The sequence below is a fragment of the Pedobacter roseus genome, assembly GCF_014395225.1.
GTDB lineage: Bacteria > Bacteroidota > Bacteroidia > Sphingobacteriales > Sphingobacteriaceae > Pedobacter > Pedobacter roseus.
On record NZ_CP060723.1, the window covers coordinates 295,580 to 321,333 of the forward strand.

The 25,754-nt window shown below is 40.5% G+C and carries 19 protein-coding genes; 15 read left to right on the forward strand and 4 right to left on the reverse strand.

Annotated features, from left to right (window positions below; translation table 11 throughout):
- Positions 1 to 2: 2 nt before the first annotated feature.
- The 3 genes from H9L23_RS01345 (at position 3) to H9L23_RS01355 (ending at position 3,409) form a co-directional block, all read left to right on the forward strand.
- Positions 3 to 1,052, forward strand: a complete 1,050-nt coding sequence (locus H9L23_RS01345; protein ID WP_187593292.1) for a thiol-activated cytolysin family protein — start codon at positions 3 to 5, stop codon at positions 1,050 to 1,052.
- Between the two features lie 131 nt (positions 1,053 to 1,183).
- Positions 1,184 to 2,590 carry a thiol-activated cytolysin family protein gene (locus H9L23_RS01350; protein ID WP_187593294.1) on the forward strand — a complete coding sequence of 469 codons (1,407 nt, stop codon included), beginning with the start codon at positions 1,184 to 1,186 and terminating at the stop codon, positions 2,588 to 2,590.
- Positions 2,591 to 2,965: 375 nt separating this feature from the next.
- Positions 2,966 to 3,409 carry a hypothetical protein gene (locus H9L23_RS01355; RefSeq protein WP_187593295.1) on the forward strand — a complete coding sequence of 148 codons (444 nt, stop codon included), beginning with the start codon at positions 2,966 to 2,968 and terminating at the stop codon, positions 3,407 to 3,409.
- Positions 3,410 to 3,619: 210 nt separating this feature from the next.
- Here the strand turns inward: H9L23_RS01355 and H9L23_RS01360 are convergent, their stop codons facing one another.
- A complete protein-coding gene (locus tag H9L23_RS01360) occupies positions 3,620 to 4,042 on the reverse strand; it encodes a hypothetical protein (RefSeq protein WP_187593297.1) in 423 nt (140 codons plus the stop codon).
- A gap of 38 nt (positions 4,043 to 4,080) precedes the next feature.
- Complete coding sequence (locus H9L23_RS01365; protein WP_187593299.1) at positions 4,081 to 5,247, reverse strand: RCC1 domain-containing protein; 1,167 nt, start codon at positions 5,245 to 5,247, stop codon at positions 4,081 to 4,083.
- Between the two features lie 188 nt (positions 5,248 to 5,435).
- On the opposite strand from H9L23_RS01365, the gene H9L23_RS01370 reads away from it, so the two are divergent.
- From H9L23_RS01370 to katG, 6 genes are all read left to right on the forward strand, one after another.
- Positions 5,436 to 6,317 (forward strand): alpha/beta fold hydrolase, encoded by an 882-nt coding sequence (locus H9L23_RS01370; RefSeq protein ID WP_187593301.1) that lies wholly within the window; start codon positions 5,436 to 5,438, stop codon positions 6,315 to 6,317.
- 15 nt (positions 6,318 to 6,332) lie between these two features.
- Positions 6,333 to 6,836, forward strand: a complete 504-nt coding sequence (locus H9L23_RS01375; protein ID WP_187593303.1) for an RNA polymerase sigma factor — start codon at positions 6,333 to 6,335, stop codon at positions 6,834 to 6,836.
- Positions 6,836 to 7,444, forward strand: a complete 609-nt coding sequence (locus tag H9L23_RS01380) for a hypothetical protein (protein ID WP_187593305.1) — start codon at positions 6,836 to 6,838, stop codon at positions 7,442 to 7,444. The genes H9L23_RS01375 and H9L23_RS01380 overlap by 1 nt, the downstream gene beginning before the upstream one ends.
- Before the next feature lie 85 nt (positions 7,445 to 7,529).
- Positions 7,530 to 8,042 carry a hypothetical protein gene (locus tag H9L23_RS01385; protein WP_187593306.1) on the forward strand — a complete coding sequence of 171 codons (513 nt, stop codon included), beginning with the start codon at positions 7,530 to 7,532 and terminating at the stop codon, positions 8,040 to 8,042.
- A gap of 447 nt (positions 8,043 to 8,489) precedes the next feature.
- Positions 8,490 to 9,791, forward strand: coding sequence for a M12 family metallopeptidase (locus H9L23_RS01390; RefSeq protein ID WP_187593308.1), 1,302 nt, complete (start codon positions 8,490 to 8,492; stop codon positions 9,789 to 9,791).
- Positions 9,792 to 10,036: 245 nt separating this feature from the next.
- Positions 10,037 to 12,313, forward strand: coding sequence for a catalase/peroxidase HPI (gene katG / locus H9L23_RS01395; protein WP_187593309.1), 2,277 nt, complete (start codon positions 10,037 to 10,039; stop codon positions 12,311 to 12,313).
- A gap of 118 nt (positions 12,314 to 12,431) precedes the next feature.
- Here katG and H9L23_RS01400 read toward each other — a convergent pair whose 3' ends face one another.
- Complete coding sequence (locus H9L23_RS01400; protein WP_187593311.1) at positions 12,432 to 13,973, reverse strand: serine hydrolase domain-containing protein; 1,542 nt, start codon at positions 13,971 to 13,973, stop codon at positions 12,432 to 12,434.
- A 460-nt stretch (positions 13,974 to 14,433) separates the two neighbouring features.
- On the opposite strand from H9L23_RS01400, the gene H9L23_RS01405 reads away from it, so the two are divergent.
- The 6 genes from H9L23_RS01405 (at position 14,434) to H9L23_RS01430 (ending at position 24,794) form a co-directional block, all read left to right on the forward strand.
- On the forward strand, positions 14,434 to 15,027 hold the full coding sequence (locus H9L23_RS01405; RefSeq protein ID WP_187593313.1) for an RNA polymerase sigma factor: 594 nt from the start codon (positions 14,434 to 14,436) through the stop codon (positions 15,025 to 15,027).
- A gap of 68 nt (positions 15,028 to 15,095) precedes the next feature.
- Positions 15,096 to 16,226, forward strand: coding sequence for a FecR family protein (locus tag H9L23_RS01410; RefSeq protein WP_187593315.1), 1,131 nt, complete (start codon positions 15,096 to 15,098; stop codon positions 16,224 to 16,226).
- A 109-nt stretch (positions 16,227 to 16,335) separates the two neighbouring features.
- The gene (locus H9L23_RS01415) at positions 16,336 to 19,683 is read left to right on the forward strand and encodes a TonB-dependent receptor (RefSeq protein ID WP_187593317.1); all 3,348 of its coding nucleotides are present in this window, start codon (positions 16,336 to 16,338) and stop codon (positions 19,681 to 19,683) included.
- 12 nt (positions 19,684 to 19,695) lie between these two features.
- On the forward strand, positions 19,696 to 21,111 hold the full coding sequence (locus H9L23_RS01420) for a RagB/SusD family nutrient uptake outer membrane protein (RefSeq protein WP_187593319.1): 1,416 nt from the start codon (positions 19,696 to 19,698) through the stop codon (positions 21,109 to 21,111).
- Positions 21,112 to 21,119: 8 nt separating this feature from the next.
- Positions 21,120 to 23,675 carry a zinc-dependent metalloprotease gene (locus H9L23_RS01425; RefSeq protein WP_187593321.1) on the forward strand — a complete coding sequence of 852 codons (2,556 nt, stop codon included), beginning with the start codon at positions 21,120 to 21,122 and terminating at the stop codon, positions 23,673 to 23,675.
- A 39-nt stretch (positions 23,676 to 23,714) separates the two neighbouring features.
- Complete coding sequence (locus tag H9L23_RS01430) at positions 23,715 to 24,794, forward strand: TlpA disulfide reductase family protein (RefSeq protein ID WP_187593322.1); 1,080 nt, start codon at positions 23,715 to 23,717, stop codon at positions 24,792 to 24,794.
- Between the two features lie 137 nt (positions 24,795 to 24,931).
- Here H9L23_RS01430 and H9L23_RS01435 read toward each other — a convergent pair whose 3' ends face one another.
- Positions 24,932 to 25,525 (reverse strand): porin family protein, encoded by a 594-nt coding sequence (locus H9L23_RS01435; RefSeq protein WP_187593324.1) that lies wholly within the window; start codon positions 25,523 to 25,525, stop codon positions 24,932 to 24,934.
- Between the last annotated feature and the right edge of the window lie 229 nt (positions 25,526 to 25,754).

Sequence of the window (25,754 nt, forward strand, 5' to 3'; positions counted from 1 at the left end):
ACGTGAAATTTAATCTTATTAGATTAGGCAGGAAGTTGTATATCACTTCCTGCCTTTTAATGGTGTCCGCAGCTTTTTTAACCGGCTGCAGAAAAGACTATATGAATCCTATATCATCAACTGGTACCCGCACTCTAACCTCCCGGGGCCAGGTTAAAATGTCTGCCTCAAACCTCGCTATCGAATCGTCCAGTTTTACCGTGATGGACGACAATATCGAAGCTGTATACCTAGGCAACATTTTATCCGGTAAGCAGCTGTTGGATCTTTCCGAGTTCAACCCTCTGGTAAACTATCAGAAACTGCCCATAAGGATAAGCTGTTCATTTCCCGGAACAGATGTTGGTAGCACCATTGCTGTGCCCAGAATGTCCTCTTACTGGCAGTCAATACAGGATATCCTGAGGAAAAATAATTTTGCCGGTAACCAGATCGGCTCATTTGCATATAACTACATACCATTTAATGATTATGATGAGATCCGGAGAGAATTCGGTTACAATGTAAATGTAAGGGGTTTATTTTCCTCATCATCTTCCAGTGTGGTCAATTCGGTAACAACCGTCAAAAAAAGATTTGGTTTTGTGGCCAGTTTTGAGGTAGAGAACTTCACGGCGGATATTTCACTGCCCAAAAGGGACGAACTGGTCAATGATGCCGATTTTGCGGCCCTTGTATCTTCCAACGAAAACCCTTTGTACGTAAATTCCATATCCTATGGGCAAAGGGGTATTATCGCCGTAGAAACCGATATCGACCTGGAAGAAACAAACCGGGCTTTCAGTAAGGTTACCAATAAGATATTCAAGAAAACAACGGAAACCCTTACAGAATACGAAAAGCACCTCATAGACCAGTCTTCAATATATCTTTTTCTTGTTGGAGGTCCTAATTCCGGAAGCCCGATGGTTATAGATGGTTATAATTCATTCATCACCTATGTAACCTCCCTCGGTGATTTCTCTGCCGCAAACCCGGGTTATCCTATAAGTTTTAGAATGCGAAGGCTACAGGACAATACATTATTCAAACTTGGCATCAACATGCCTTAATTTTTTTCTATGAGAACTTATATTTTTTGCATATTCTTCTTGGCAGCGATAATAAGCAGCTGTTCAAAAAGAGATTATAATATTCCCACAAATACGGATGGGGCAATTGCGCTTAAGGCCCAGAAATGGGCATGGTCAAGATAGCCGGAGCAAAGGTTTCCACTTTTGGCGGTTCCAAGTCGTTGGGAGAGGTGCTGAAAGGGAAAACACTCAGTTCGGGCGGTATCATGTTCGGAGGGGACGGACCTCAGATCATCAGTGCTGTCCACCTCAATCCTGGAGAGTTCTGGACTGGAAGCCAGGTAGGGATGACTTTTACAGGTTATGCCGATGAGTTTACGATGCTGCCCGAGTGGCTAGGGCAGCTTGATAATTTCTATCTCGGATCACTGATCAAAGGAAATAGTATAGCTTCACTTGAAATGGCACCACTGTCCGAAAGGCTGGGCGAATACCAGTCTAGGAATATAAGTGCTTCTATTTCTCTACCGCTTAAGACCGTCTCAGGCGTGTATAACCCTACCGAGCTCCGTACTTCAGAGTTCTACAGCAGACTTTTGCTCGCAAACGGGATGCAGGATCCACAGCGGTCATCATACAGCTATACTATCCAGGAATTTACCTACTATGATGAGCTCAAGACTGTTTTTGGCTCAAATGTAAAGGTCAATGCACTTTTTTTTAGTTCCGGATCGACTTCTACAAACGGCGCCTTAAAAATTTCAAAATCTACGGGCTTGGTGGCAAAGTTCACCCAGAAAAACTTTTCACTTAATATGGACGTACCTATACAGGGTGAACTGTACGATAACCTGAACCTCGCCGCCCTTGGTAACCAGTGGCCTGCATATATCAGTTCTATCACATACGGATCAACCGGCGTATTGGTAATAGAAAGCGATGAAGATAGCGAAAAGGTAAATAGCACCTATAGCAAAGCTTTTTCGGTACTCGGTGGACTGGTCTCGGGTGGTAACGATCTCACCGAATCAGAGAAAGGAACGATCAGTAAATCAACGATGAGGATCTATTTTATCGGACCTAACGGGGTGGAGGCGGTTAAGAGCATTTTCTCCTTTGAGGAACTTGCAGCATACATCAAAAAAGGCACTTCGTTTTCTCCCCAGTCGCCTGGTGTACCGATTTCTTTCAAGATGAAATCGCTTCCAGATCATAAGACACTAAAAAACGATTTTGTGATTGATGTGCCGATTAAGCCCTTCTATGTGAAAGCGGAATTTACTGCAAAGGATCCACGTCCTGAGAGCTGCCCATGCCACAATTTGAATTTGACCTTCTTTGCAGATGAACGCGGAAAAGTCCCCATCAAAATTTCGAAGGAAGTTCCGATATATGTGAACACAAAATTTGTAAGGATCGAAAGAGAAGGATCCCCCAGGGAAGGTTTCACCCTTACCAGAATATATGAATCGGAACCTCACTTCAGCCCTGATCTATCGAATAAAATAACGATCAATAACGTATTTCTGATTATTAATGATGTTGTTCCCAGTCAGAATTATTCAATCCTAAAATAAAAGGTATATTGATGAAAAGGAGATACTGTAAAACGCTTATTCGGCTGGGGGATGTATCGATAATTGTTATTCGTTAGGAGAAATTATAGACTGCACTCCAGTGTTTTCTAAACAAAAAACTGAATATTAACCTAATAATATACCCATAACAGCGCACAGAAGTTTGGAGACAAATGTGGAGATTGAATATTGTTACCGGTAGGTCGAAGGAACTAAATGGTTCTAAAGCTTATCTGTTTCTTTCTTTTGCCATTTTCCCGGAATGACGGATTTTTCTTGTCTGTAAGTAGGTAGGAAATCATGTGCAGATAAAAAAGTATGTCTTGCTATTGCCGCTCATTTGGTTTAATGTTATTTTTGATGAAATCTATCTATATGAAAAAACAAATATTAGGGGTATTTATGGCCTTGTCCATTCTGACCGCCTGCAAAAAAGAAAAACCGGATGAAATACCCGGGAACAGGGAGACAGCTAAAGTCGCATTTGAAATTATTTCTGAGAGTAATTTCAATTATTCCCTTTTAGGACAGCACCCAGGTCCCAATACCCTTGTTTATAGTTCCGTAGATGGAAAGACAATGGAGCCGACCTTTTCTTTGCTAACAAGCATTGACCGATGGTCAACAGTGATTACCGCAAAGGATATCAAAAAGGGAGATCGTGTCAGAATGTTCGGATCAATTATGGTCGAATCTTCCGGGAAAAAAGTTGTTTCCAGGATTTACGTTGATGATAAGGTCGTTACAGAGTCCAGCAACACGGCAAGCTCATCACCATACGGCGGCGAGGCAAAAATTGACTTATCCTATACTTTTTGATAAAAGTAGATCATGCTATAAATCCTTATTGAATTTGGCATTTTCTTTCTGACAAAAGTGACCATTGATGTTCAATCATCATGGTCATCTTTAAAATGTATATTAATTGGGGAAAATTTATCCATTTAAATCCATATCGCAAAATTCATAACAGCAAGATAATCGATGGTTTAATCCAAATCTAATTTCTGCTAAACTATTCGAGATTCTTTAAAAGAAAATGTCGATGTAGTCTGTGGTTTCGCCGTCGCAGTTGAGCATTTGCTGAAGACGCCAGTATTTTCTAACGCCTGTTGCTTTGAAGATGAAGAGTCCGGTAAGCTCGCAGGGCTGCCCGCCGTTACTTGAATTTATTTTGGAAATGATTGTTCCATTGAATTTTAGTGTACGTCCCTTGTTTAAAAATGTCCCTTTTATGGTAACGTACTCGTTGGTCTGAGCATCCTTCTGGCTGCCTTCAATGCTGTATTCATCCTTTCCGATTGGTTTGATGTTGACGCTACCTGGATTGTTTTTGTTAAAGCTGATCCACTGAATGGTAAAAGCATGCAATCCGTTGCGTACCGGCTTTTCCTGAGAACGGGCTGGCAGGGTAAGTAGGAAAAGCACTGCAATGATGAGTATATTTTTCATTTTGATATGGGATAGAGGTTTTATCAATGTATGCACAATTATTTGCCCAGTGTTATTTTGGTGAAAACCTCTGCGCTCTTTTTAGATCCAAGTCCAAGCTCACCAAATGAACTCTGACCGGAAACAAACATGGTTTTATCAGTTTTGAGCATAAGGGTATGGTAATCTGCAGCGCTGATGTGAGATACGTTATCGGTAATATGGATAAACCTGTTCTGATCTGCTCCCTGGATACCAAAGGTGCCGTTGTTGTTGTATCCCGATGCCCATAAGCTATTATCGGTTTTGATCACAAGAGAGAAAAAACGCCCCCCTGCCATTACCGACACATTGTCCATCACTTTTACGAAGCTGTTCTGTTTGGTGTTGTTGCCTAATCCTAGTTCCCCGTAGTCATTGGATCCCGCTGCCCAAAGGCTATTGTCTGTTTTGATAATCAGGGAGTGGTATTCAAGTGCCTTAACTGCTTTTACACCATCCATTACTTTTACGAAGCCATCCTGATCAGTGTAATTTCCGAGACCGAGCTCGCCTTCTATGTTCCGGCCGCAGGCCCAAAGGCTATTGTCGGTTTTTAACATTAGTATATGGTTCATTCCTGCGGAGATAGAAAGTACGTTGTCTGCGATTTTTGTATAAGTGGAGACCACATTTGCATTTGAGTAGGCTGTGCCAAACAAGTTGCGGTGGTTAAAGCCCACTGCCCAAAGACTATGGTCTGCTTTGATGATAAAGCCGTTCTCTGTGCCAGCTTCAATCTGCTCAGCACCATCGAAAACTTTTTTAAATTGTCCATCAAACGGTGCGCTGCCTGTACCCAACTCTGTGAAATCGTTACTGCCAGAGGTCCATACCGTGTTGTCGTTTTTTAGCACCAAAGCACGGCTATCTTTGATGGAAACATCTTTTGCCTGGGCCATAACGCGTATAAAAGTGGTCTGTTTTCCTATGTTTCCTGCGCCAAGCACCATACTGCTGTTCTGCCCTGTTGCCCAAAGGTTACCCTGTTCATCAATTGCCATGGTATTACCGAAGGATGTTGCTACTTTAAGAAAATAAGAATCTGCTGAAGTAGGAGGTACTGGTGGATTTGGTTCATCGCCACCGCCTTTTTTCTTGCAGGAAGTAACCGAGAGTGATACCAGGAGTGTGAAAAATAAAGTGCAAGACTTTAGAGTAGTTGAAAGCGGGTATATTTTTGTCATGTCGATTTGTTGAAGGCTTATTTATGCCTTTAGATAAATTTTCTAATTAAAATATGGTAACCGCTGGAAATACCATTTTGTTTTCAATATCCAGGCTCTTCTTTTCTAATCTGGCTTTTGAAAAAATATTTCTTCACCAGGTGTAAGAAATTCAGCAGGCTGTTTACTAACAGGTAAATTCAGAAAATATGAAAAAGAAAATTTCAATTTTGCAGATGGCATTAATCGCTTTTTTAATGGGATGCAGTTTCCTGGCAAAAAGTATGGATAATATTCCTTTTAAGGTTAAGGTAACTGGAAAAGGTGATCCCATGCTGTTCATTCCGGGATTAACCTGCAGCGGAGAAGTATGGGATGAGACAGTTGCGCGGTATAGCAAAAAATATCAGTGTCATGTTTTTACCCTTGCCGGGTATGCCGGGCAGGCCCCGATTTTAAAAACACCTTATCTTGATGCCTATAAAGACGCCATCATCGCCTATATCAAGGATAAAAAACTTGACAGGGTTGTGTTGGTCGGTCACTCAATCGGCGGATTTTTATCTTTGCGCATTGCAACCGAGCTTAAAGAACATTTGAAAAAAGTTATTATAGTTGATGCGCTACCGTTTTATGCGGGGATGCTGAATCCCGGAGCAAAGAATGGTTTCGATGAACGGGCAGCCAGGACAGCTCTTGAAGGATTTGAAAAAATGGACAATAAGGCGCTAAAAGCTAATCAGATGAATACGGCCAAATTTTTGTGTGCTGATTCAACAAAATGGGATATGATCGCCACGTGGGGAGCAACATCAGATCGTAAAACTATGGCATACAGTATGTTCGAAATGTTGGGTGATGATATCCGCCAGCAGATTGCTGTAATTAAAGTGCCTGTTCTCGTAATGGCGGCATTCGCACCAGTGGCGCAGTACCCGGCTTTTACCAGTGATTATGTCCGCTCTTCCTACAAACAACAATATGCTCAGTGTCTGAGCTGCACGGTTAAGGTAACGCCATCTTCCAAGCATTTTATCATGTACGATGCGCCTCAATGGTATTTTAGTGAAATTGATGCTTTTTTAAGCTAGTTAATCCGAGGTCAAATGCCGATAAAAGAGGAAGAAGAGTTTAATGAACTGGTTAAAAATAATCATGCAAGCATATACCGGATCTGTAGGGCTTACCTCTATGATGTTTCCCATGCAAACGATCTCTACCAGGAAATCCTGTTGCAGGTATGGAAGAGCCTGCATGGTTTTAAAGGTAAGGCCAAGGTGAGTACCTGGGTATACCGCGTGGCGGTCAATACTGCAATCAGTTATAACCTGAAAAACAAAAAGCATGATCATCAATCCCTTCCCGATCAGATGCAACTTCCTTATCAGGATTCGATGCCGGATAAAATTGAACAGGAAATTCAACTTGACCGCTTAAGATACTGCATCAGTCAACTTGAAACGGGCAACAGGTTAATCATTTCTCTGGTATTGGAAAATAAAAGCTATAAAGATATTGCAGAAATTACGGGGACAAGCATCAATCTGGTTGGGGTAAAAATAAACCGGATCAAAGCACGGTTACTTAAACTTATGCAAGAAACAAAATAATGGAATTCGAAGACATTCAAAAAAGCTGGCATCAGCAGGCGGTTCAGCCAAGCCCAGATACGGAGATGCTCAATTTGCAGCAGAACAATTGGCAAAAAAATCAGCAGAAGCTAAAAAGAGCCAATGTAGGCATGAGTTTAGGGTTTTTGGCTGCAATGGTTGGAATTGGTTGGGTTTATATTTCCTTTAAGGATGAATATGGTATGGCCTTCAAACTGAGCATTGCCGTTATATATTTTTTAATGATTGCCTTTCTCTTTGTCAGCTGGAGAAGTTATTCCTTTAAGCAGATCAATGCAGTTTCTAACAACCAGGATTACATTGAGCAGCAAATTAAAAAACTAATGTGGCAAAAGGATGTGATCACCAAATATACATGGATATACACGGTATTGTTGTGGATGGCAATGATGTTATATATCTGGGAAATTACCATGGAGGCGACACCAACCTTCAGATATACCGCTATGGCTATAACTTCTCTATACATATTTGGTATTACCTTTTGGAACCGGGTCAAGAAAAAGCAAAGGCAATTGGATGAGATAAATGTATTGATCAATGATCTGGGCGAGATGAGATCAGGATTAAACAGCTCTTTAAAATAGATATTCTGGTAATTTTTGGCTAAAGCCTCCGGTTCCTGTTGATCAAGATTTGATTTTTTGGGTTATATTGCGTTGTTTAATTAATATGATTAGATCGAGATTTACTACATACCAGTTTATTGGTCAGTTTGTACTGACCGCCATTTTAATTGTATGTTTATTAGTGTTTTATGGGAATCTTCATGCCGCTAAGCCTATTCCTTTATTTTCGGGATCAGGTTTATTTGTTATCTTCTCAACCATGGTGCTGCCAGTTTACATCCTGGCACAAATGAAGTTAAACTATAAAATCACAATCATCGATACCGGTTTAAAAACGATTTCTTTTAAAATGTTCTTATTGCCGGTCACAAGAACCTATCCACTTGATTACTTTGAAGGTTATATCAATACGGCTGTAAAAGATAAGTATGGCGAATACAAATGTTTTTATCTGGTAAAAGAAGGAAAGTTAATGTATAAAATGTCTGGCCGGTTTTATAGCAATATAGATCAACTTTATGAGGGTTTATCTTCTCTAAAAGATCTGGGCTTTCTGAAATTATCAACTTCCTTATCGATAAAAATAGCTTTTAGAAGGCGAATTTTAACTGCGTAAAAAACTTCAATCTATTTTTACTCATAAAGTTCTATTTGGTGTTGTAGGCAAAAAGGATTTATTGGTATACGCTAGGCCTGAGTATGCATCTTATTAAATCTTGCAAAGATCTTAAAATCATTTAAAATACCCTTTGTATTCATAATAAGATACAAGATACTCATTTATTTGTATTTTTAGATTAAAATCCGGTATGTTTTGGTTAATAAACGGCTATTTTTAAGTTTAGTATTTATTAACTTCGTTTATGTTATTTTGTAAGTTGCTGTAAGATAGATGGTTTTGTGGGTGATCGACGTGGTGAATATAGGTTTGCTTTTAAGGTAATTAATTTCTTTAAAACGCCATCTGGTAGTAGGTAAATCTTGTTTTCGGCTTAACGCTAACGGAAAGGTTGAGCAAAACTATTATTGAAACTTAATCATCTCTAACCATAAAACAAAACTAATGAAAACAAACAAAAAGATTTACCTGGGCGTATTTTCGGCTATCCTGCTCTGCATTTCAATTTTTAGCTGTAAAAAGCAAAGTGCTGAAGGAAATGTTGAATCCACTATGAAAAAGTCGGATCAAATGCATGAATTTAATTTCGGCGGGAACAAAATCCTGATCAAAGAAGATAAGGGCACCTATTACCTCTCTGATGATATTATCCTGACTGAACAACAGTTTAACCTGTTAAAAGCCAATAATAATGCAGCAATGTCGACCACGGCGAGGGCGTTAATTATGAATTCGCTGGTTAAACGGTGGACAAATTCTATAGTATATTACAGCCTGAGTAATCTGGGTGCTGATACCGCTTCATCGCTAAAAGCCATGCAGTATATTGCAAGGGTATCGCCGCTTACCTTTGTTCAACGAACATCTCAGGCCAATTACATCAATTTTGTAAAATCAACCGGCAATAGTTCTTCAGTTGGTATGGTTGGTGGCGCTCAGAACCTCAATTTATATAACTATAATACGCCAGGGATCATTATACACGAGCTATTCCATGCCTTGGGTGTAATGCATGAGCAATGCCGTACCGATCAAAGCAGCAACGTGGTTATCCACCCCGAAAATATTCCCGACGACAAAGAATTCAATTTTAATCAGGTTTCGGTGAGCAGTTATACCAATTACGGTAACTTCGATTTTGAGTCGATCATGATGTACGAGCCTTATGCTTTTTCGAGCAATGGCCAGCCTACCATTACCAGGCTTGATGGTTCTACCTATCAAACCAGTTATCCGGCAGCCAATATGTCGCCAACCGATATCGCAGGCATCAACCAGCTATACACCGGTTTTACTTATACAGGCTTAGCTGCAAACACCAATTATGAAATTGCTTCGGCATTGGATAATACCAAATTGCTAAATGTACCCAATAGTGCTACAGCAGATGGTACCCAGGTGATTATTTATACCGATGGAAATTCGAACAATGCGAGGTGGAAGGTAACCAAAAATGCTGATGGCTATTACACCTTATCGCCTTTACATGCGTTAAGCAAAGCGCTTACGGTAGTTGGGAGTGGTATTGCAAATGGAACAAAACTCGAAATCAGGACCAATACCGGTGATCCTTCGCAGCAGTTCAATATTACGCCCGAAGCAAGTGGTTATTATATTATTTCGCCACGTAACGTACCCTCAAAAAATGTAGATGTTCCAGGTAGCAGTACAGCCAATGGTACGCTGCTTAATATCTGGAGCTATGGAGGTGCGAATAATCAGAAATTCAAATTTAATACTTTTTAAAAATCCTCTCTATAGCCTCCTGTTTTATAATGCCCCTATAAGTTAACACTTGTTGGGGCATTTATTTTTTAGCCTGCGGGCAGTTTAAACCTTGCTAATAAGCTGATATTGACCAATAATAGATTCTAGCTATTTCAGTATAGAATTAAATGATTGGGATTAGTTAGCTCAATTTTCTAAATTTATATTATTCCTGATTTATCCGCAGGATGTTTAGTCCTTTATTAACAAAACATAATACATATATGGAAAAAGAATCGAACGACATCAGCAAATGCCCGTTTCATAACGGTAGCATGAAGAGTAATGTAGGTGGCGGTGGCACCAGAAATAACGATTGGTGGCCAAAACAGTTAAAACTGAGTATTTTGCGTCAGCATTCTACTTTATCCAATCCAATGGATGAAGAATTTAATTATGCAGAGGCTTTTAAAAGTCTCGATCTGGATGCTTTAAAAGCAGATCTTCATGCACTGATGACCGATTCGCAGGATTGGTGGCCGGCAGATTTTGGTCACTATGGTGGTTTATTTATCCGTATGGCATGGCACAGTGCAGGTACTTACCGCGTTGGCGATGGCCGCGGAGGTGCAGGAGCGGGCTTACAACGTTTCGCACCATTAAACAGCTGGCCGGATAATGTGAGTCTTGATAAAGCGCGTCGTTTGCTTTGGCCGATTAAACAAAAATATGGTCGTAAAATTTCCTGGGCGGATTTATTGATCCTTACAGGAAATATCGCTTTAGAATCGATGGGCTTTAAAACTTTTGGTTTTGCTGGTGGAAGGGAAGATGTGTGGGAAGCAGACGAATCAGTATATTGGGGTTCGGAAACCACCTGGTTGGGTGGAGATCTTCGTTACGCCCATGGTTCTGATGGCGCAGATAAAGCGCACGGAGTGTTGGTTAGCGATGATGATGCCGATGGCGATATACACTCGCGTAACCTTGAAAAACCGCTTGCAGCAGTACAGATGGGCTTAATTTATGTAAATCCCGAAGGACCGGATGGAAACCCTGATCCGCTTCTGGCTGCGAAAGATATTCGTGATACTTTTGGCCGCATGGCGATGGATGATGAAGAAACCGTTGCACTTATTGCAGGAGGCCATACTTTTGGTAAAACCCATGGTGCAGCTTCTGCTGATCATGTAGGTAAAGAACCTGAAGCTGCGGGTATAGAAAGCCAGGGTTTGGGATGGAACAACAGTTACGCTTCTGGTAAAGGCACAGATGCTATTACCAGCGGACTAGAAGTAACCTGGACCACGACACCAACACAATGGAGCAATAATTTTTTTGAAAACCTTTTCGCTTTCGAGTGGGAATTAAGTAAAAGTCCGGCTGGTGCGCATCAGTGGGTAGCTAAAAATGCAGAAGCCATTATTCCTGATGCTTTTGATAGTTCGAAAAAACATTTGCCAACCATGCTTACCACCGATCTTTCTTTGAGATTGGATCCGGCTTACGAAAAAATATCCAGACGTTTCTTGGAAAACCCTGATCAGTTTGCTGATGCCTTTGCGCGGGCCTGGTATAAACTTACCCACCGCGATATGGGGCCGATAGCCCGTTATCTTGGTCCTGATGTGCCACAGGAAGAGTTACTTTGGCAAGATCCGATTCCTGCGGTTAACCATGCATTGATTAATGAAGGCGATATTGCTACTTTAAAAGAAAAAGTCCTTTCGAGCGGTTTAAGCATCTCCGAATTGGTTTCTACTGCATGGGCTTCTGCTTCTACTTTCCGCGGTTCCGATAAACGTGGCGGAGCCAATGGTGCACGTATTCGTTTACTTCCACAGAAAGACTGGTCAGTAAATAATCCTGTTCAACTGCAAAAAGTATTAAATGTGCTGGAAAAAATTCAACAGGAATTTAACGCTGCGCAGTTTGATGGCAAAAAAGTTTCACTGGCCGATTTAATTGTATTGGCTGGTACTGCTGCGGTAGAAAAAGCCGCTACCGCTGCCGGAAATTCAGTTAGCGTTCCTTTTACACCTGGTAGGGGAGATGCTTCACAAGAACAGACGGATGTAGAATCTTTCGGTTATCTAGAGCCTGTTGTCGATGGTTTCCGCAATTACCGTAAATCAAAATCACCGGTTTCTACAGAAGAATTTTTGATTGACAGGGCACAGTTACTTAATTTAACGGCTCCAGAATTAACGGTATTGGTAGGAGGTTTACGTGCCCTTGATACCAATTTTGATGGTTCTAAAAATGGGATCTTATCAGATAAACCAGGCCAGCTGACTAACGATTTCTTTGCAAACCTGTTGGATATGGAAACCCAGTGGAAAGCCATTGCTGATGACAAAGAACTGTATATCGGTAGTAGCCGTTCAACTGGTCAGCCAAAATGGACTGCCACCCGTGCGGATCTTGTTTTTGGTTCCAATTCCGAATTAAGGGCAATTGCAGAAGTGTATGCAAGCTCAGATGCGCAGCACAAATTTGTAAAAGATTTTGTATCGGCCTGGAATAAAGTAATGAATGCAGACCGTTTTGATCTGAAATAATTTTAGATAAATTATTATCGTCATTCCCAACTCGACTGGGAATGACGATTATTTTAGCTGTTATTCACCTTCTTTGATTATATACTTTTGATACAGCCTCTTTTTGCATTGGTTCAAATCAACGCTTAAAATATCGCTCATTCGAATAAACTCCTGCAATGGTACCATTGCTTTCCCTTTTTACGGAAAAGGAACGTAACATGGTTTGAAAATTGATTAATCCGGTGCTATCCGTTAATAAATGTAATTTTCCTTTTAGGTTCCCCCATGAAACCTTTCCTCCAGTAGTAATTTGCATACTCCCTGATTTTTCACCGCCATCATAGCTACCTATAAGCGCTTGATCAATTGCGATTTTAGCTGCTTTAGCCTCATTCACTTCTTTCGTTTCCTGAAGGTCGGAGTCAAAATTCCGCTTCAGCGATTTCAGGTTTTCTTCCAGTACACTGTTTTTGTTTGATTTATTCAGCATCGTGTTGTAGAGGTAATTGGCAACCAGGTGAGATAATGCCTCCATTCCTTTTTTATTGCTCAATACCACAATACCAATCTTCTGATCTTTAAGGTAGGATAAATGGCAGGAAATACCACTATAACCGCCCATTCGGGAGGTTAAATTTTCACCGTTAAATTTAGATTGTTCCCAACCTAATCCATAGCCATATCTTTCATAACTCTGGTAGCGGTTCTGTTGCGGAACAATTGCCGAGGAAGCAAAATTTATTTCCTGCTTAGTCAGGATACTTTTAACCGAATTCCCCTCGCTGATAAAAAAGTCGAGGTATTTCAGCAGGTCGTTAACGGTGCTGAAATGCCCGCCCGCAGCCGACATCGAATTGTCTGCCTTATCTAATATGGCTTGCACGTTCCCTTCCGATTTATCTATAACATTACTGACATATTTAGTATTAACTTTCGAAAAATAGGCGGTGGTTGAGTGCATCCCCAATGGCTTAAAAAGATATTCGCTCATCACTTCCTGCCAGGGTTTTTCCATCTGTTTTTCTACAATTAAGGAATAAATAACCGGTCCTAAATTCGAATAGTTAAAGTTTTGATTGGGTAAAGGAATACTGTATTTTTTAAGCAAACCGAGGATATGTGCAGTGCCTTTATGACCTATGAAAGCCGTCCATACCACCACATCGTTATTTTTAATTCCGTGGGTGTGGGTAATCAACGATTGAATGGTAATTTTTTCAGGATGGATATTCTTATCATCAAAAATAAGTTCGGGAAAATAATCGGCAATACTTTTGTTTAGTTTAATCATCCCTTTTTGATCCAGAATTGCAGCTAGTGTTCCGGTTAGCGATTTAGAAGCAGAGGCCAGGTAAATCTGTGAACGGTCTGAAAATAAAGTTTTTGTTTCGGGATTGGAGTAGCCATAATTCTTTTTTAAAAAAACCTGACCATCTTTTATTACGCCTAAGGTTAAATCAACATCGGTAATGCCCAGCGATTGTTCCACTTTTTTTAATACCAGATCAATCGAATCGCCCAATGTTTTGGCGGCCTTATTTTCATAATAATCGTTTTTGCGATTAAAATCCATACTTTGGAAAGGGTAGGTAAACGCAGCAGATATGGTAATAATGCTGAAACTGAGAAAGCCGAAGTAAACAGATTTTAAAAGCTTGTTTTGGAAATATAGAATCATGAGGTGATGGTTTTAATCTTTAGACCACCAAATCAAAAATCAGGTTACAGTTAATCGAATCCATAAAAGCTCAGGGAAGAAGAAAATGGATCTAACATTCTGAATGGCTAGCGGGAGTATGTTCATTAAAAGCTTATGTGAGCTAAGGTGGTCACAAAATAAAATTGTGATGTTAAAATTAACCACCTTAGTCACCTGAGAACATCTTAGCCAATTACCATTATTGTAAATTTTACCGATTTTCATCAGAAAGTGCGCTGTACAGTTGTTATTTTACAGTAGTTATTGGCTTTTCTTGTTGTTAAAGCACTATTTGCCCAATTTTTTTAGGGTTTTATTTAATTTGTTCCAATTTTCCGTCTTTATTGATCATGTGCTTGATGTTTTTGGGAAAATATACTATTTTTGGTTTCTCTCCTGCCTTACCCGAAAAACAAAATAATTATCCCTTATAAATGGAATGAGTGTCACGGGCATGATCTATACGGAATTAACTGACGATGATCTTTTACATCATTTAAAAAATGATGATCATTTGGCTTTTACCGAAGTATTTAACAGATACAGTCCATTGCTTTATGGTCATGCGTATAACAAGCTCCGTAGCGAAAGCGATGCAAGGGACGTGGTACAGGAAATGTTGATGAAGCTGTGGGATAAGCGTGGATCGATCGAAATCGGAAACAATTTGGGTGGTTACCTCTTTGTGGCTTTGAGGAATACCATTTTTAACCTGATCAAACATAAAAATCATGTACATGCTTACGCTGATACTTTTGCAAAAGCCAATGCCGATAGTGGTATTTATACCGATACGCTGATCCGTGAGAAACAGTTTGCAGCCATGATAGAAGCCGAGATTGCCAGTTTGCCCCCACGGATGAGGGCCGTTTTCGAGCTGAGAAGAAAAGAAAACCTATCGAATAAAGAAGTTGCGGCACAATTGGGCATTACCGAATCTACCGCTGCCGATCAGATGAAAAAGGCACTCCGCATCCTTAAAACACGGATCGGGCTGATCTTGATCGTTGTACATTATCTTAATGTAAAATAATTTTTAATTCTATATCCCCAATCTGCTTTTCATAATTGTATTACTGATATCAAGCCTATCGTACAAGAATGGAAGAAGAAAAATTCAGACAGATTTTAGACCGGTATATTGCAGGTGAGGCCACGCCAGAAGAAGAGGCCTGGTTGGAATCTGCCTATATCAACTGGAACAGTAAGGAACAAAATACTTATTCCGAATCTTTTTTAAAGGAGGGTACAGACAAAATCTGGGAAACGGTTTCGAAACACACCAAGCCATCAAGAAAAATATCAAAACTCCTTTTTCCACTATTATCTGCTGCAGCCTTGATAATTATCACCATGGTGAGCATTTTGATTTATAAACAAAACCAAAGGAAAACCGATCTGACCAATATTCCGGCTTTTAAAGATATTAAACCTGGTAAGGATAGGGCCGTTTTGGTGCTGGCTAACGGAATAAAAATAAATTTAGACGAGATCAATAGCGGTCACCTGGCTGATCAGACCGGCGTTTCCATTTCAAAAACTGCCGATGGACAGATCGTTTATACAGTTCCGGCTCAGGAAAATGAGGCTGCTGAAATGCAGTACAATACCATTGTTACCCCTGCTGGTGGACAATATCAGGTAAACCTGCCTGATGGTACAAAGGTTTGGTTAAATGCCTCATCATCATTAACCTTTCCAACTTCTTTTGCTGCTAAAAGATCAGTGACTTTAAAAGGAGAGGCTTATTTCGAAGTCAGCAAAATTTCGGCAGGAGGTAAAAGGATCCCTTTCTATGTTGAAAGTACCCATCAGAAAATAGAGGTTTTAGGTACACATTTTAATGTAAATGCCTATCCTGATGAAAGCGCTACAAAAACAACTTTACTGGAAGGCAGTGTGCAGATTAATAGTAAGGTATTGCTGAAACCCGGCGAGCAGTCGCGTTTACAGGACGAATCAATCAAGGTAATTGCCGTAAATGCTGAAGATTATATTGACTGGAAAAATGGTGATTTTATTCTGGAGCATAACGATTTCAGATCGGTTATGCGGAAAATAGCCCGTTGGTACGATGTGGAAGTAATTTATGGCGATGACGCGCCTAAAAAATTAAATCTCGGCGGCTGGATTTCCAGATCAAAAAATATATCATCCGTTTTGCAGTTAATGGAACAAACCGGAAAAGTTCACTTTAAAATTGAGGGAAGGAGGATCACGGTAACCAAATAAAATAACGTGGTGCTTAGAACAAAAAAACCAGAAGTGCGGGAACACCTCTGGCAGCGGTTTCTAAAGCCATAAATCAATCGACTGACTATTCAACTTAAAAACCAAACAAATGTACAAATTTTACCCAAACAAACCGGGTAGGCCGTCTGGTCCTGTCCAAAAAATCCTGCTGATTATGCGTGTAACTACGTTCTTATTATTGGCTATTATGATGCAGGTAAGTGCAACCACACTCGCCCAGCGGGTTACAATCAATCAAAAAAATGCAAATCTTACCGATGTGTTCAAAATCATCAGGATACAAACCGGTTACGATTTTATATACGATCAGGATTTACTTGCCAAATCGGCACCTATCAATATCAATGTAAACAATGCAGCGCTAAGCGAAGTGTTAAAACGTTGCCTGGCCAATCAGTCACTGAGTTTTATTATCGAGGATAAAACTATCATTATTAAAGAAGAAGGACTTTTAGATAAAGTAAAAAGCTATTTTGATAACATTACGGTTACGGGTGTAGTGCTTGATGAGCGCGGACAGCCGTTTCCTGGCGTAAGTATAAAATTAAAGGGAACCAACCGGTACACCGTAAGTGGCAATGGGGGGAGGTTTTATATTGCAGCAAACGACGATTATCCCACACTTGTTTTGTCATACCTGGGATATAAAACCATCGAGGTAACCGCTACTTCAACATTAACGGTGAAAATGATTCTCGATCCGGCCAAACTTGATGAAATAATGGTGATCGGTTATGGCACTACCACTCGACGTTTAAATACAGGTTCGCAGGCTGGCATAAGCGCAAAAGAACTGGAAGACCAACCAGTAACCAATGTACTACAGGCATTACAAGGTCGTTTGCCGGGTGTTACCGTTACACAGACTAATGGATTGCCGGGAGCTGGTATCAATGTTCAAATCAGGGGCGCAAATGCCATCGGAGTAAACGGGGTAAAGGCAAACCGCCCCTTGTATATCATTGATGGAGTTCCTTTTCTTTCTGAGCCGATTAATACCGCCGCTTTGGGTTCTACATTGCCATCCGCAGAAGGGAATACTAGTCCGATGAATAGTATAAATCCTGATGATATTGATAATATTGAAGTTTTAAAAGATGCAGATGCTACGGCAATTTACGGATCAAGGGGTGGTAATGGGGTAATATTAATCACTACAAAAAAAGGAAAAGCCGGCGCTACCAAGTTCAATCTAAATGCTTCTACAGGCGTTTCAAACGTATCTCATTTTGTAGAAACCGTTGGTACTGAACAATACCTGGCCTTAAGAAGGAAAGCTTTCGCCAACAATACTACTAATCCGGCTGCTCCAAGTGTAACTACTGCGCCCGATTTATTGGTTTGGGACCAGAATGGTTATACTGATTTTCAAAGGTACATGTTAGGCAATACCGCCAAAACCCACGATGTTAATGCGAGTTTGTCTGGTGGCGATAACCAAAATAATTTCTACCTGAGTGGTACCTACCATAAAGAAAACAATGTTTACCCGGGTGCTCAGGGGTACCAAAGAGGTGGTGCGAAGTTTAATTTAAACCATACTTCGTTTAACCAACGTTTTAACCTGTCGCTATCGGCCATGTATTCTACTGATAAGAACAATATTTCTACTACCGATTTAGCGAGCTGGGCCTATTCGCTTCCACCGAATTTTCCATTGTACAAAGCAGACGGAAGTTTTAACTGGGATGGTGGCATTAGCAACCCCCTGGCTTATTTAAACCAGACCAACGATAACCGTACCTCTAACCTGTTAAGCAATTTGGCCATTAAGTACAATATTTTAAAAGGACTGGATATTAAGGCCAATTTAGGTTACAGCAAAACAGATATGACACAGATTGCTTTGAGGCCATTAACTTCGCTCAATCCAAACTTTAATCCAACTTCTGGTACAGCCAGTTATGTTTATAATTTTACCAATAACTACATTGCTGAGCCACAGCTAACCTACACCAGAAAAATCTGGAAAGGTACCTTAAATACACTGCTTGGGGGATCTTATCAGTTTAAGCAATCTAAAATGCCTTATAGCACATCGGCCACAGGCTTTTCATCTGATGATTTTTTAAGAACCTCTACTGCGGCAAGTACCGTGAGTACCACCAGTAGTTCTGTTGATTACAAATACGCATCGTTATTCGGACGCGTAAATTATAACATTGAGAACAAATATATTCTGAATGCGAATTTCAGAAGGGATGGTTCTTCGCGGTTCGGGCCAAATAACAAATTTGGCAATTTTGGTTCGGTAGGTGCGGCCTGGTTGTTTTCTGAAGAAAAATTAGTTAAAGATAACCTGAGCTGGTTTAGTTTTGGTAAACTGCGCGGTAGTTATGGTATTGTAGGGAGCGATGATATCGGCGATTACGGCTATTTCGATTCTTACACGGCCTCTACTTATGTTTATGCCGGATCTACAGGTTTAAATCCATCTCGCCTGGCCAACCCTAATTTTAAATGGGAAGAGACTAAAAAACTGGATATCGGTTTAGATTTAGCCTTTTTTAAAGATCGTTTGTCGCTTAGTGCTTCCTACTACCGTAACAGAACCAGCAACCAGCTGATTACCCAAACTGTAAGTACGCAGACCGGTTTCTCAGGTTACCAAAGTAACTTGCCGGCAACGGTTCAAAATTCTGGCTGGGAACTATCTTTAACCAGTACCAATATTAAAATTAAAGATTTTAGCTGGACGAGTTCTTTCAACATCAGCCAAAACCACAATAAGCTGTTGTCATTTCCTGATATTGAGAAATCATCTTATTATGGTACCTACATTGTGGGTAACCCGATCAGCTCCTATTATGTATACCAGTATGCTGGTATTAACCCAATTACCAACCTGCCATCATTTACCGATTTTAACGGGGTTGGCGGGATAAACAGTCCAACTACTGGTTTTGCGGCAACGGGCCGTGGCGACCGTTATTTTGCAGGTACTTCATATCCTAAATTTTATGGCGGTTTAACCAATAATGTCTCGTATAAAAAGTTTACACTCGATTTTACTTTTCAGTTTGTTAAACAGCAGGGCAGAAGTTTGTTGACTTCTTCATTCTATCCTCCAGGATATTTCAGCAATGCGGCTTTAAGTGTAGTGAATGATTATCTGGCATTAGGCTCGCAGGATTACCTCGTTTCTGCCGGTACCCGTGGTGCCGCCGGATCTGCCGCTTATCTGGCTTATTCTTATTATACGGGATCTGATGCTTCTGTAGTAGATGCTTCATTTATCCGGCTAAAAAATGTGAGTTTATCATATACCCTGCCAACCAAATGGATCTCCAAAACCGGAGGGACGAATATCAGGGTATATGCTCAGGGACAGAATTTATTTACCATCACAAATTACGAAGGCTTTGATCCCGAATCGCAGGGCGTTGTTACACCACCGCTACGCACCATAACTGCCGGTTTACAATTCACCTTTTAAATCTTAAATATCATGTCAAAATCGATATATAAAATACTGGCCGTTATAATGGGCCTTACTGTGGTGATCACCACAGGCTGCGAAAAACTGATTGCTATTGATCCGCCGCTGAACCAGGTAACTACCGATCAGGTATTTGCTTCTGATAAACTGGCTACAAGTGCCCGATCGGCCATGTTCAGTACTTTAGCGCAAACCACAATACAATCTTCAAACCTCACCATTTACAGTGCTCTGCAGGCAGATGATCTGCTTTATTTATCTAATGTTGGGGGTATTCAGGAATTTAATAATAATACTTATTCAGTACTTAGCACTAATCCTCCTACATTATTTTCTGAGTGGTATACGGTTATTTACCGCGCCAATGCCATTATCTTAGGCTTGCAGAACTCAACAGGTGCATCCGAACAGATTAAAAAACAATATATGGCCGAAGCTAAATTTATACGTGCCTATTGCTATTTCAACCTAATTAATAGCTTTGGCGATGTGCCTTTAGTTTTGGTTACCGATCCAAACATTACCGCTTTTTTACCAAGAGAAACTACAGCTAATATTTATACACAGATTATTGCTGATTTAACCGATGCAAAAGCAAACTTATTAAGTGATTATTCTGCCACGGTGAGCGATCGCATAGGCGTTAATAAATTTGCTGCGGCTGCTTTGCTGGCAAGAGTGTATCTTTTTACCAATAATTACGCTGCCGCCGAAAGCAATGCATCAGAAGTAATTGCTTCATCCCTTTATAGTTTAATACCAAAGGCTACCATGGGTACTGCATTGTTCGTTAAAAACAGTGCAGAAAGTATCTGGCAAACACCACCACCAGTGGCGGCTACCAGCCAGTATACCAACGAAGCCGCTACCTTGCTGCCATCATCAGCCACTACATTAACTACCTATTTTTATAGAATAGATCAGCGTTTGGTACAGTTATTTGCCACAACCGATCAGCGCAGGATAAGCTGGATGACCAATGCCACATTTGCAGGTGATGTTTATACGCTTCCGTTCAAATATAAATACCGCACACAGGCACTTGCCGTGGCAGCCGGCATTACCGAATACCAGGTGGTATTACGTTTGGCAGAGCAATACCTGATCCGTGCCGAAGCCAGGGCAAGAATGGGCGCTAATTTATCCGGCGCACTGAGCGATTTAAATGCCATTCAAGCCAGGGCTGGGGCAACCCTGACAACGGCTACCGATGCTGCTACTCTGATTAACGACATTGCACTGGAAAACCGCAAAGAATTTTTCTGCGAACAGGCTTTCCGTTGGTATAATTTAAAACGTACCGGCCAGGCAGATGCCGTTCTTGGTGCCATAAAAACAAGTTACACCCCAAAATCAAAGCTCTTGCCTATTCCGCAGACGGCAATTGATGCAAATTATAATCTCACTCAAAATACAGGTTACTAAATAAGAAAATGAACAACAAAAATCAATTTAAAGTCAGGTATTTTTACCTGGCTTTAGCCATCGGCATGCTCGGAGCCTCCGTACAATCGTGTAGCGTATTCAGAAAGAAAAAGGTTCAGGCAAAAACGGCAACCACTGCTGCAACTCCAAAACCTAAGGCCGATTCCCTTAAAAATGTAATTAAGCCTTATGGTGAAGTGATTACCCCCAAAGCCGTTAGCCAAAAAGGACTGTTTACGGTACATAAACTGAATGACAGATACTTTTTCGAAATCCCAAACCAGTTATTGAACAAAGAAATCCTTTCGGTAAACCGTTTGAGTAAATCGACCCCTGGTGCTGGCAATTATGGTGGCGAGCAGGTAAGTGCGCGCATTGTGTATTGGGAATTAGGACCAAACAATAAATTGTTTTTAAAAGTATCTGCTACGGTGAGCATTGCCGATTCAACCGATATGATTTCTAAAGCAGTTGCCAGTTCGAATTTAAACCCGATTATGGCCGCCTTTCCGATCAAAGCAAAGGGTAAAGATTCCTCATCAGTGGTGATCGATGTAACCGATTTCCTGATCAGCGAAACGCCATTATTATCATTTGATGCCGAAAACAAAAAAGCTTATGGTTTGGGCATGCAAATGGCCGACCGTTCCTATATCGAAAGTGTTAAAAGTTTCCCGATCAATACCGAGGTAAAGAGCATCCGTACCTATACTGCTACAGGGCGTTTACCGGCCGCGAGCGAAGCTGGAGCAGTTACTTTGGGCATGAATACCTCTTTTGTGATGCTTCCTGAAAACAGGATGAGAAAAAGAATGTACGATGCCCGTGTTGGCTTTTTTGCCAGTGCAAACATCAGGTATAAGGATGATCAGCAAAAAGTAGAACAGGAAGCTTTTATCCACCGCTGGAGATTAGAACCCAAAGAAGAGGATATCGAAAAGTTTAAAAGAGGCGAACTGGTAGAACCCAAAAAACAGATTGTGTATTACATTGATCCGGCGACACCCAAAAAATGGCGTCCGTTTTTAATTGCCGGTGTAAACGATTGGCAAAAAGCATTTGAGCAGGCAGGTTTCAAAAATGCAATTGTAGGTAAAGAATGGCCTGAAGCCGATACCACCATGAGTTTAGACGATGCCCGTTTCTCGGTGATCCGTTACTTTGCCTCACCACAACAAAATGCTTACGGGCCAAACATTGCCGATCCACGTACTGGTGAAATTTTAGAGAGCCATATTGGCTGGTATCACAATGTAATGAACCTGGTACACCGCTGGTATATGATCCAGGCGGGTGCAATTGATCCTAAAGCCCGCAAAAACAAATTCGACGATGAATTAATGGGGCAGTTGATCAGATTTGTTTCTTCGCACGAAATTGGTCACACCTTGGGTTTACGCCACAACATGGGGGCCAGCAGCACTGTTCCTGTCGAAAAATTAAGGGATAAAAAATGGGTAGAAGCTCATGGACATACACCGTCCATAATGGATTATGCACGTTTCAATTATGTGGCACAGCCTGAAGACCATGTTAGCGAAGCTGGAATTTTTCCGCGCATCAACGATTATGATAAATGGGCCATCCAATGGGGATATAAACCGATTTTTGGTACTGCCAGTGCCGAAGCAGATAAAAAGATCTTAAATAAAATGACCATCGACAGTTTAGCGGCAAATAAAAGGCTTTGGTTTGGCGGAGAAGGAAAGGATTACGATCCACGTTCTCAGGCAGAAGATTTAGGTGATGATGCCATAAAAGCAAGCGAATACGGAATTAAAAACCTGAAACGGATTGTTCCACAGTTAATTAACTGGACAAGAGAAGACGGCGAAGATTATACCGATCTAAAAGAAATGTATAAAGAAGCTGTGGGGCAACTTAGCCGCTACTCGTACCATGTAATCAAAAATTTGGGTGGGGTAATGACTACTGAGAGAACCTACGATCAGCCTGGTGCAGTGTATCAGCCTATAAGTTTAGCAAAACAAAAAGAGGCGGTCAAATTCATCAACGATCAGATTTTCACTACACCTAAATGGTTGTTAAATGAGCAGATCCTGAATAAAATTGATCCGAAATATGGTTTTGGAGAAGTTGAGGTAATGCAGCAGGGCATTATTGCTTCGGTAACCTCACAAAGCCGTCTTTACCGTTTGATGATCAATCAGCGCGATTATGGTAAAGGTGCTTACTCGCCGCAACAATGGTTAAATGATCTGAAAAACGGCATTTTTTCTGAGATAAAAACAGGCAAACCAATCGATTCTTACCGCCGTAGCCTGCAAAAAATGTATGTGGGCAGTATTATCACCATGTATAATAAACGTTTTGCACTACAGGGCTCACTTGATAATATCCTGGCCGGCGTAACTCCGACCGAGATTTTACTCTACTCCAATGTGAAACCATTGGCCCTGGCACACCTGAAAGATTTACGCAAAGATATCGGTGCTGCAATCGCCAGAACGGCAGATAACGATAGTAAGATCCATTTGGCTTATTTAAAACAGATGCTGGATAAGATTCTAACGGAATCGCCTATCCCGGGTTTGAATTACTAAGATTAATTACATCGCCTTTAAAAAACAAATGATCTACTGATGAAAAAACGATATAAACTACTAAGTATCCTTATTATTGCCTTAGTTTTTGTTGCTGATCTACATGCGCAGTCTACCGCGCATGTAGCGGCAAATATTGAGGGACTAAATGATGGGAAAATCATATTTTCTTACGAATTAAACGATGTGCTTTATCAAGATTCTGTTCAGGCAGATAAAGGCATTTTTTCGAGGAAAATAGCTGTTACAGAATCGGTGCGCTGTACATTGTCCAATTCTGTTAACAAACAGATTAACATATTTGTGCTCGAAAAAGGTTCGGTTACCATTAATGGCGAAATCGGAAAGTTTTACGAACTGAACCTCTCCGGATCGAAAGAAAACGATCTTTTAAACGCATACAAAACCGCACTTTACGCTTCGCCAGATAAAAAACCGAAACCTACCGGCGATGAAGAAAACGATAAAAAAGCAACCAAAGATTTTGTTTCAAAACAGCAGATCTTTAAAGACAGTGTGCTTTCCACATTCGTTCATGCACATCCAGGCCAAATTGCCGCCGCCATTGCTATTTTAGATCTTTATGTAACCTATCCCGATAGGCCAAAAGCAGCGCTAAATTTCAAATTGTTAACTAATCAGGTGCAACAGAGCAGTTATGGCAAACGGATTAAAACCTTTATTGATGCGGCGGTAAATACCAAAAACGGTGCTGTTGCGGCAAACTTTTCTTTAGCTGATAAAAATGGTAAACGATTTACGTTAGCTGATTTTAAGGGTAAATATGTGCTGATCGATTTTTGGGCAAGTTGGTGTATGCCGTGCAGAAAAGAACATCCAAATTTAATCAGCGCCTATAATCATTATAAAGATAAAGGCTTTACCATTGTTGGTTTATCAATGGACAGTTCGAAAGAAAATTGGTTAATGGCTGTAGAGCAGGATAAATTACCCTGGTTGCAATTAAACGATCCAAAAACAACCGGTGGTGCAGCTGCAGAAATCTATGGCGTTAAAAGCCTGCCCGCAAATTTTCTGATAGATCCCACTGGAAAAATAGTTGCAAGCAATTTAAGGGGTGATGCCCTTGAGCTAAAGCTTAAAGAACTTTTACATTAAGTTAGTGTAATTGATAGATAGTTAATGACTAAACGCAGATGGTGGATGCCTCTGCGTTTTTTTTATTTATACAAAAACCGGTTACGATGAAATAACCGGTTTTGCAATGTTAAATTTGGATTGGAAATATTGTGGAATTAGAACATGTAAAACAAACTCGCCTGTGCAACATTGTTTTTCAAGTCAGGACTAATATTCCCCAGTTTAAAGTCGCCTACTTTTTGTAAGCCTGCAATGTACCTGGCCCCAATACCAAAACCGCTTTTGGTTTGGAAGCCGATACCACCCACAGCACCTATATCGAGCTTTTTAGAGAAATTATTGCCATTTAAACCTTCTAAATCTTCTTTAACGCGGAAACCAACCTGGGTACCGGCTTCAACATACAGGCCAAATTTTGTTTTGTATTTCAATAAAACCGGAACACTTGCATAATAAAGCTTGATGTCCTGTCCACCAAAATTGCTGTTGGTTGTTTTTGCGCCCTGGGTAGAGAACAAGAATTCTTGCTGTACAGAGAAACCCTCCGAAATTCTAAAATTTACAATGGCTCCTGCATGAAAACCAACCAGGCCTTCCGTTTCGAAATTAGCATCGGTAAAATCACTGTAATTTACACCTCCCTTTAGTCCAAAACTTAGACGGTTAACAATGTTTTTCATCATACTCTGACTATAAGCACCTGTAGATACTAAAACAAAACAAATACAAACTAGGATTAACTTTTTCATTATCTTTTCTTTAATTTTTTTTGGGCCGTCACGACCATTAATTTTTTCTTTGGTCAAAGGTGGATTTTATATCCTTTAGCCTCAAGCTAAATGATGCCGAAACGGGCAAAATAGGGACTGAACGTAACAGTTAAGCCATTGAAAATTTTGAAAGAAATTGATGTTATTAATGATAAATTCTGATAGAAAGGTTGTCTTTCCCGCGCAGGCGGGAATCTTAAAGGCTATT

Coding starts and splice junctions, on each gene's coding strand:
- H9L23_RS01425 (WP_187593321.1), top strand. CDS start 21,120: ATGAACAACAAAAATCAATTTAAAGTCAGGTATTTTTACCTGGCTTTA.
- H9L23_RS01365 (WP_187593299.1), bottom strand. CDS start 5,247: ATGACAAAAATATACCCGCTTTCAACTACTCTAAAGTCTTGCACTTTA.
- katG (WP_187593309.1), top strand. CDS start 10,037: ATGGAAAAAGAATCGAACGACATCAGCAAATGCCCGTTTCATAACGGT.
- H9L23_RS01390 (WP_187593308.1), top strand. CDS start 8,490: ATGAAAACAAACAAAAAGATTTACCTGGGCGTATTTTCGGCTATCCTG.
- H9L23_RS01405 (WP_187593313.1), top strand. CDS start 14,434: ATGAGTGTCACGGGCATGATCTATACGGAATTAACTGACGATGATCTT.
- H9L23_RS01410 (WP_187593315.1), top strand. CDS start 15,096: ATGGAAGAAGAAAAATTCAGACAGATTTTAGACCGGTATATTGCAGGT.
- H9L23_RS01375 (WP_187593303.1), top strand. CDS start 6,333: ATGCCGATAAAAGAGGAAGAAGAGTTTAATGAACTGGTTAAAAATAAT.
- H9L23_RS01435 (WP_187593324.1), bottom strand. CDS start 25,525: ATGAAAAAGTTAATCCTAGTTTGTATTTGTTTTGTTTTAGTATCTACA.
- H9L23_RS01380 (WP_187593305.1), top strand. CDS start 6,836: ATGGAATTCGAAGACATTCAAAAAAGCTGGCATCAGCAGGCGGTTCAG.
- H9L23_RS01430 (WP_187593322.1), top strand. CDS start 23,715: ATGAAAAAACGATATAAACTACTAAGTATCCTTATTATTGCCTTAGTT.
- H9L23_RS01355 (WP_187593295.1), top strand. CDS start 2,966: ATGAAAAAACAAATATTAGGGGTATTTATGGCCTTGTCCATTCTGACC.
- H9L23_RS01350 (WP_187593294.1), top strand. CDS start 1,184: ATGGTCAAGATAGCCGGAGCAAAGGTTTCCACTTTTGGCGGTTCCAAG.
- H9L23_RS01385 (WP_187593306.1), top strand. CDS start 7,530: ATGATTAGATCGAGATTTACTACATACCAGTTTATTGGTCAGTTTGTA.
- H9L23_RS01360 (WP_187593297.1), bottom strand. CDS start 4,042: ATGAAAAATATACTCATCATTGCAGTGCTTTTCCTACTTACCCTGCCA.
- H9L23_RS01420 (WP_187593319.1), top strand. CDS start 19,696: ATGTCAAAATCGATATATAAAATACTGGCCGTTATAATGGGCCTTACT.
- H9L23_RS01400 (WP_187593311.1), bottom strand. CDS start 13,973: ATGATTCTATATTTCCAAAACAAGCTTTTAAAATCTGTTTACTTCGGC.
- H9L23_RS01415 (WP_187593317.1), top strand. CDS start 16,336: ATGTACAAATTTTACCCAAACAAACCGGGTAGGCCGTCTGGTCCTGTC.
- H9L23_RS01370 (WP_187593301.1), top strand. CDS start 5,436: ATGAAAAAGAAAATTTCAATTTTGCAGATGGCATTAATCGCTTTTTTA.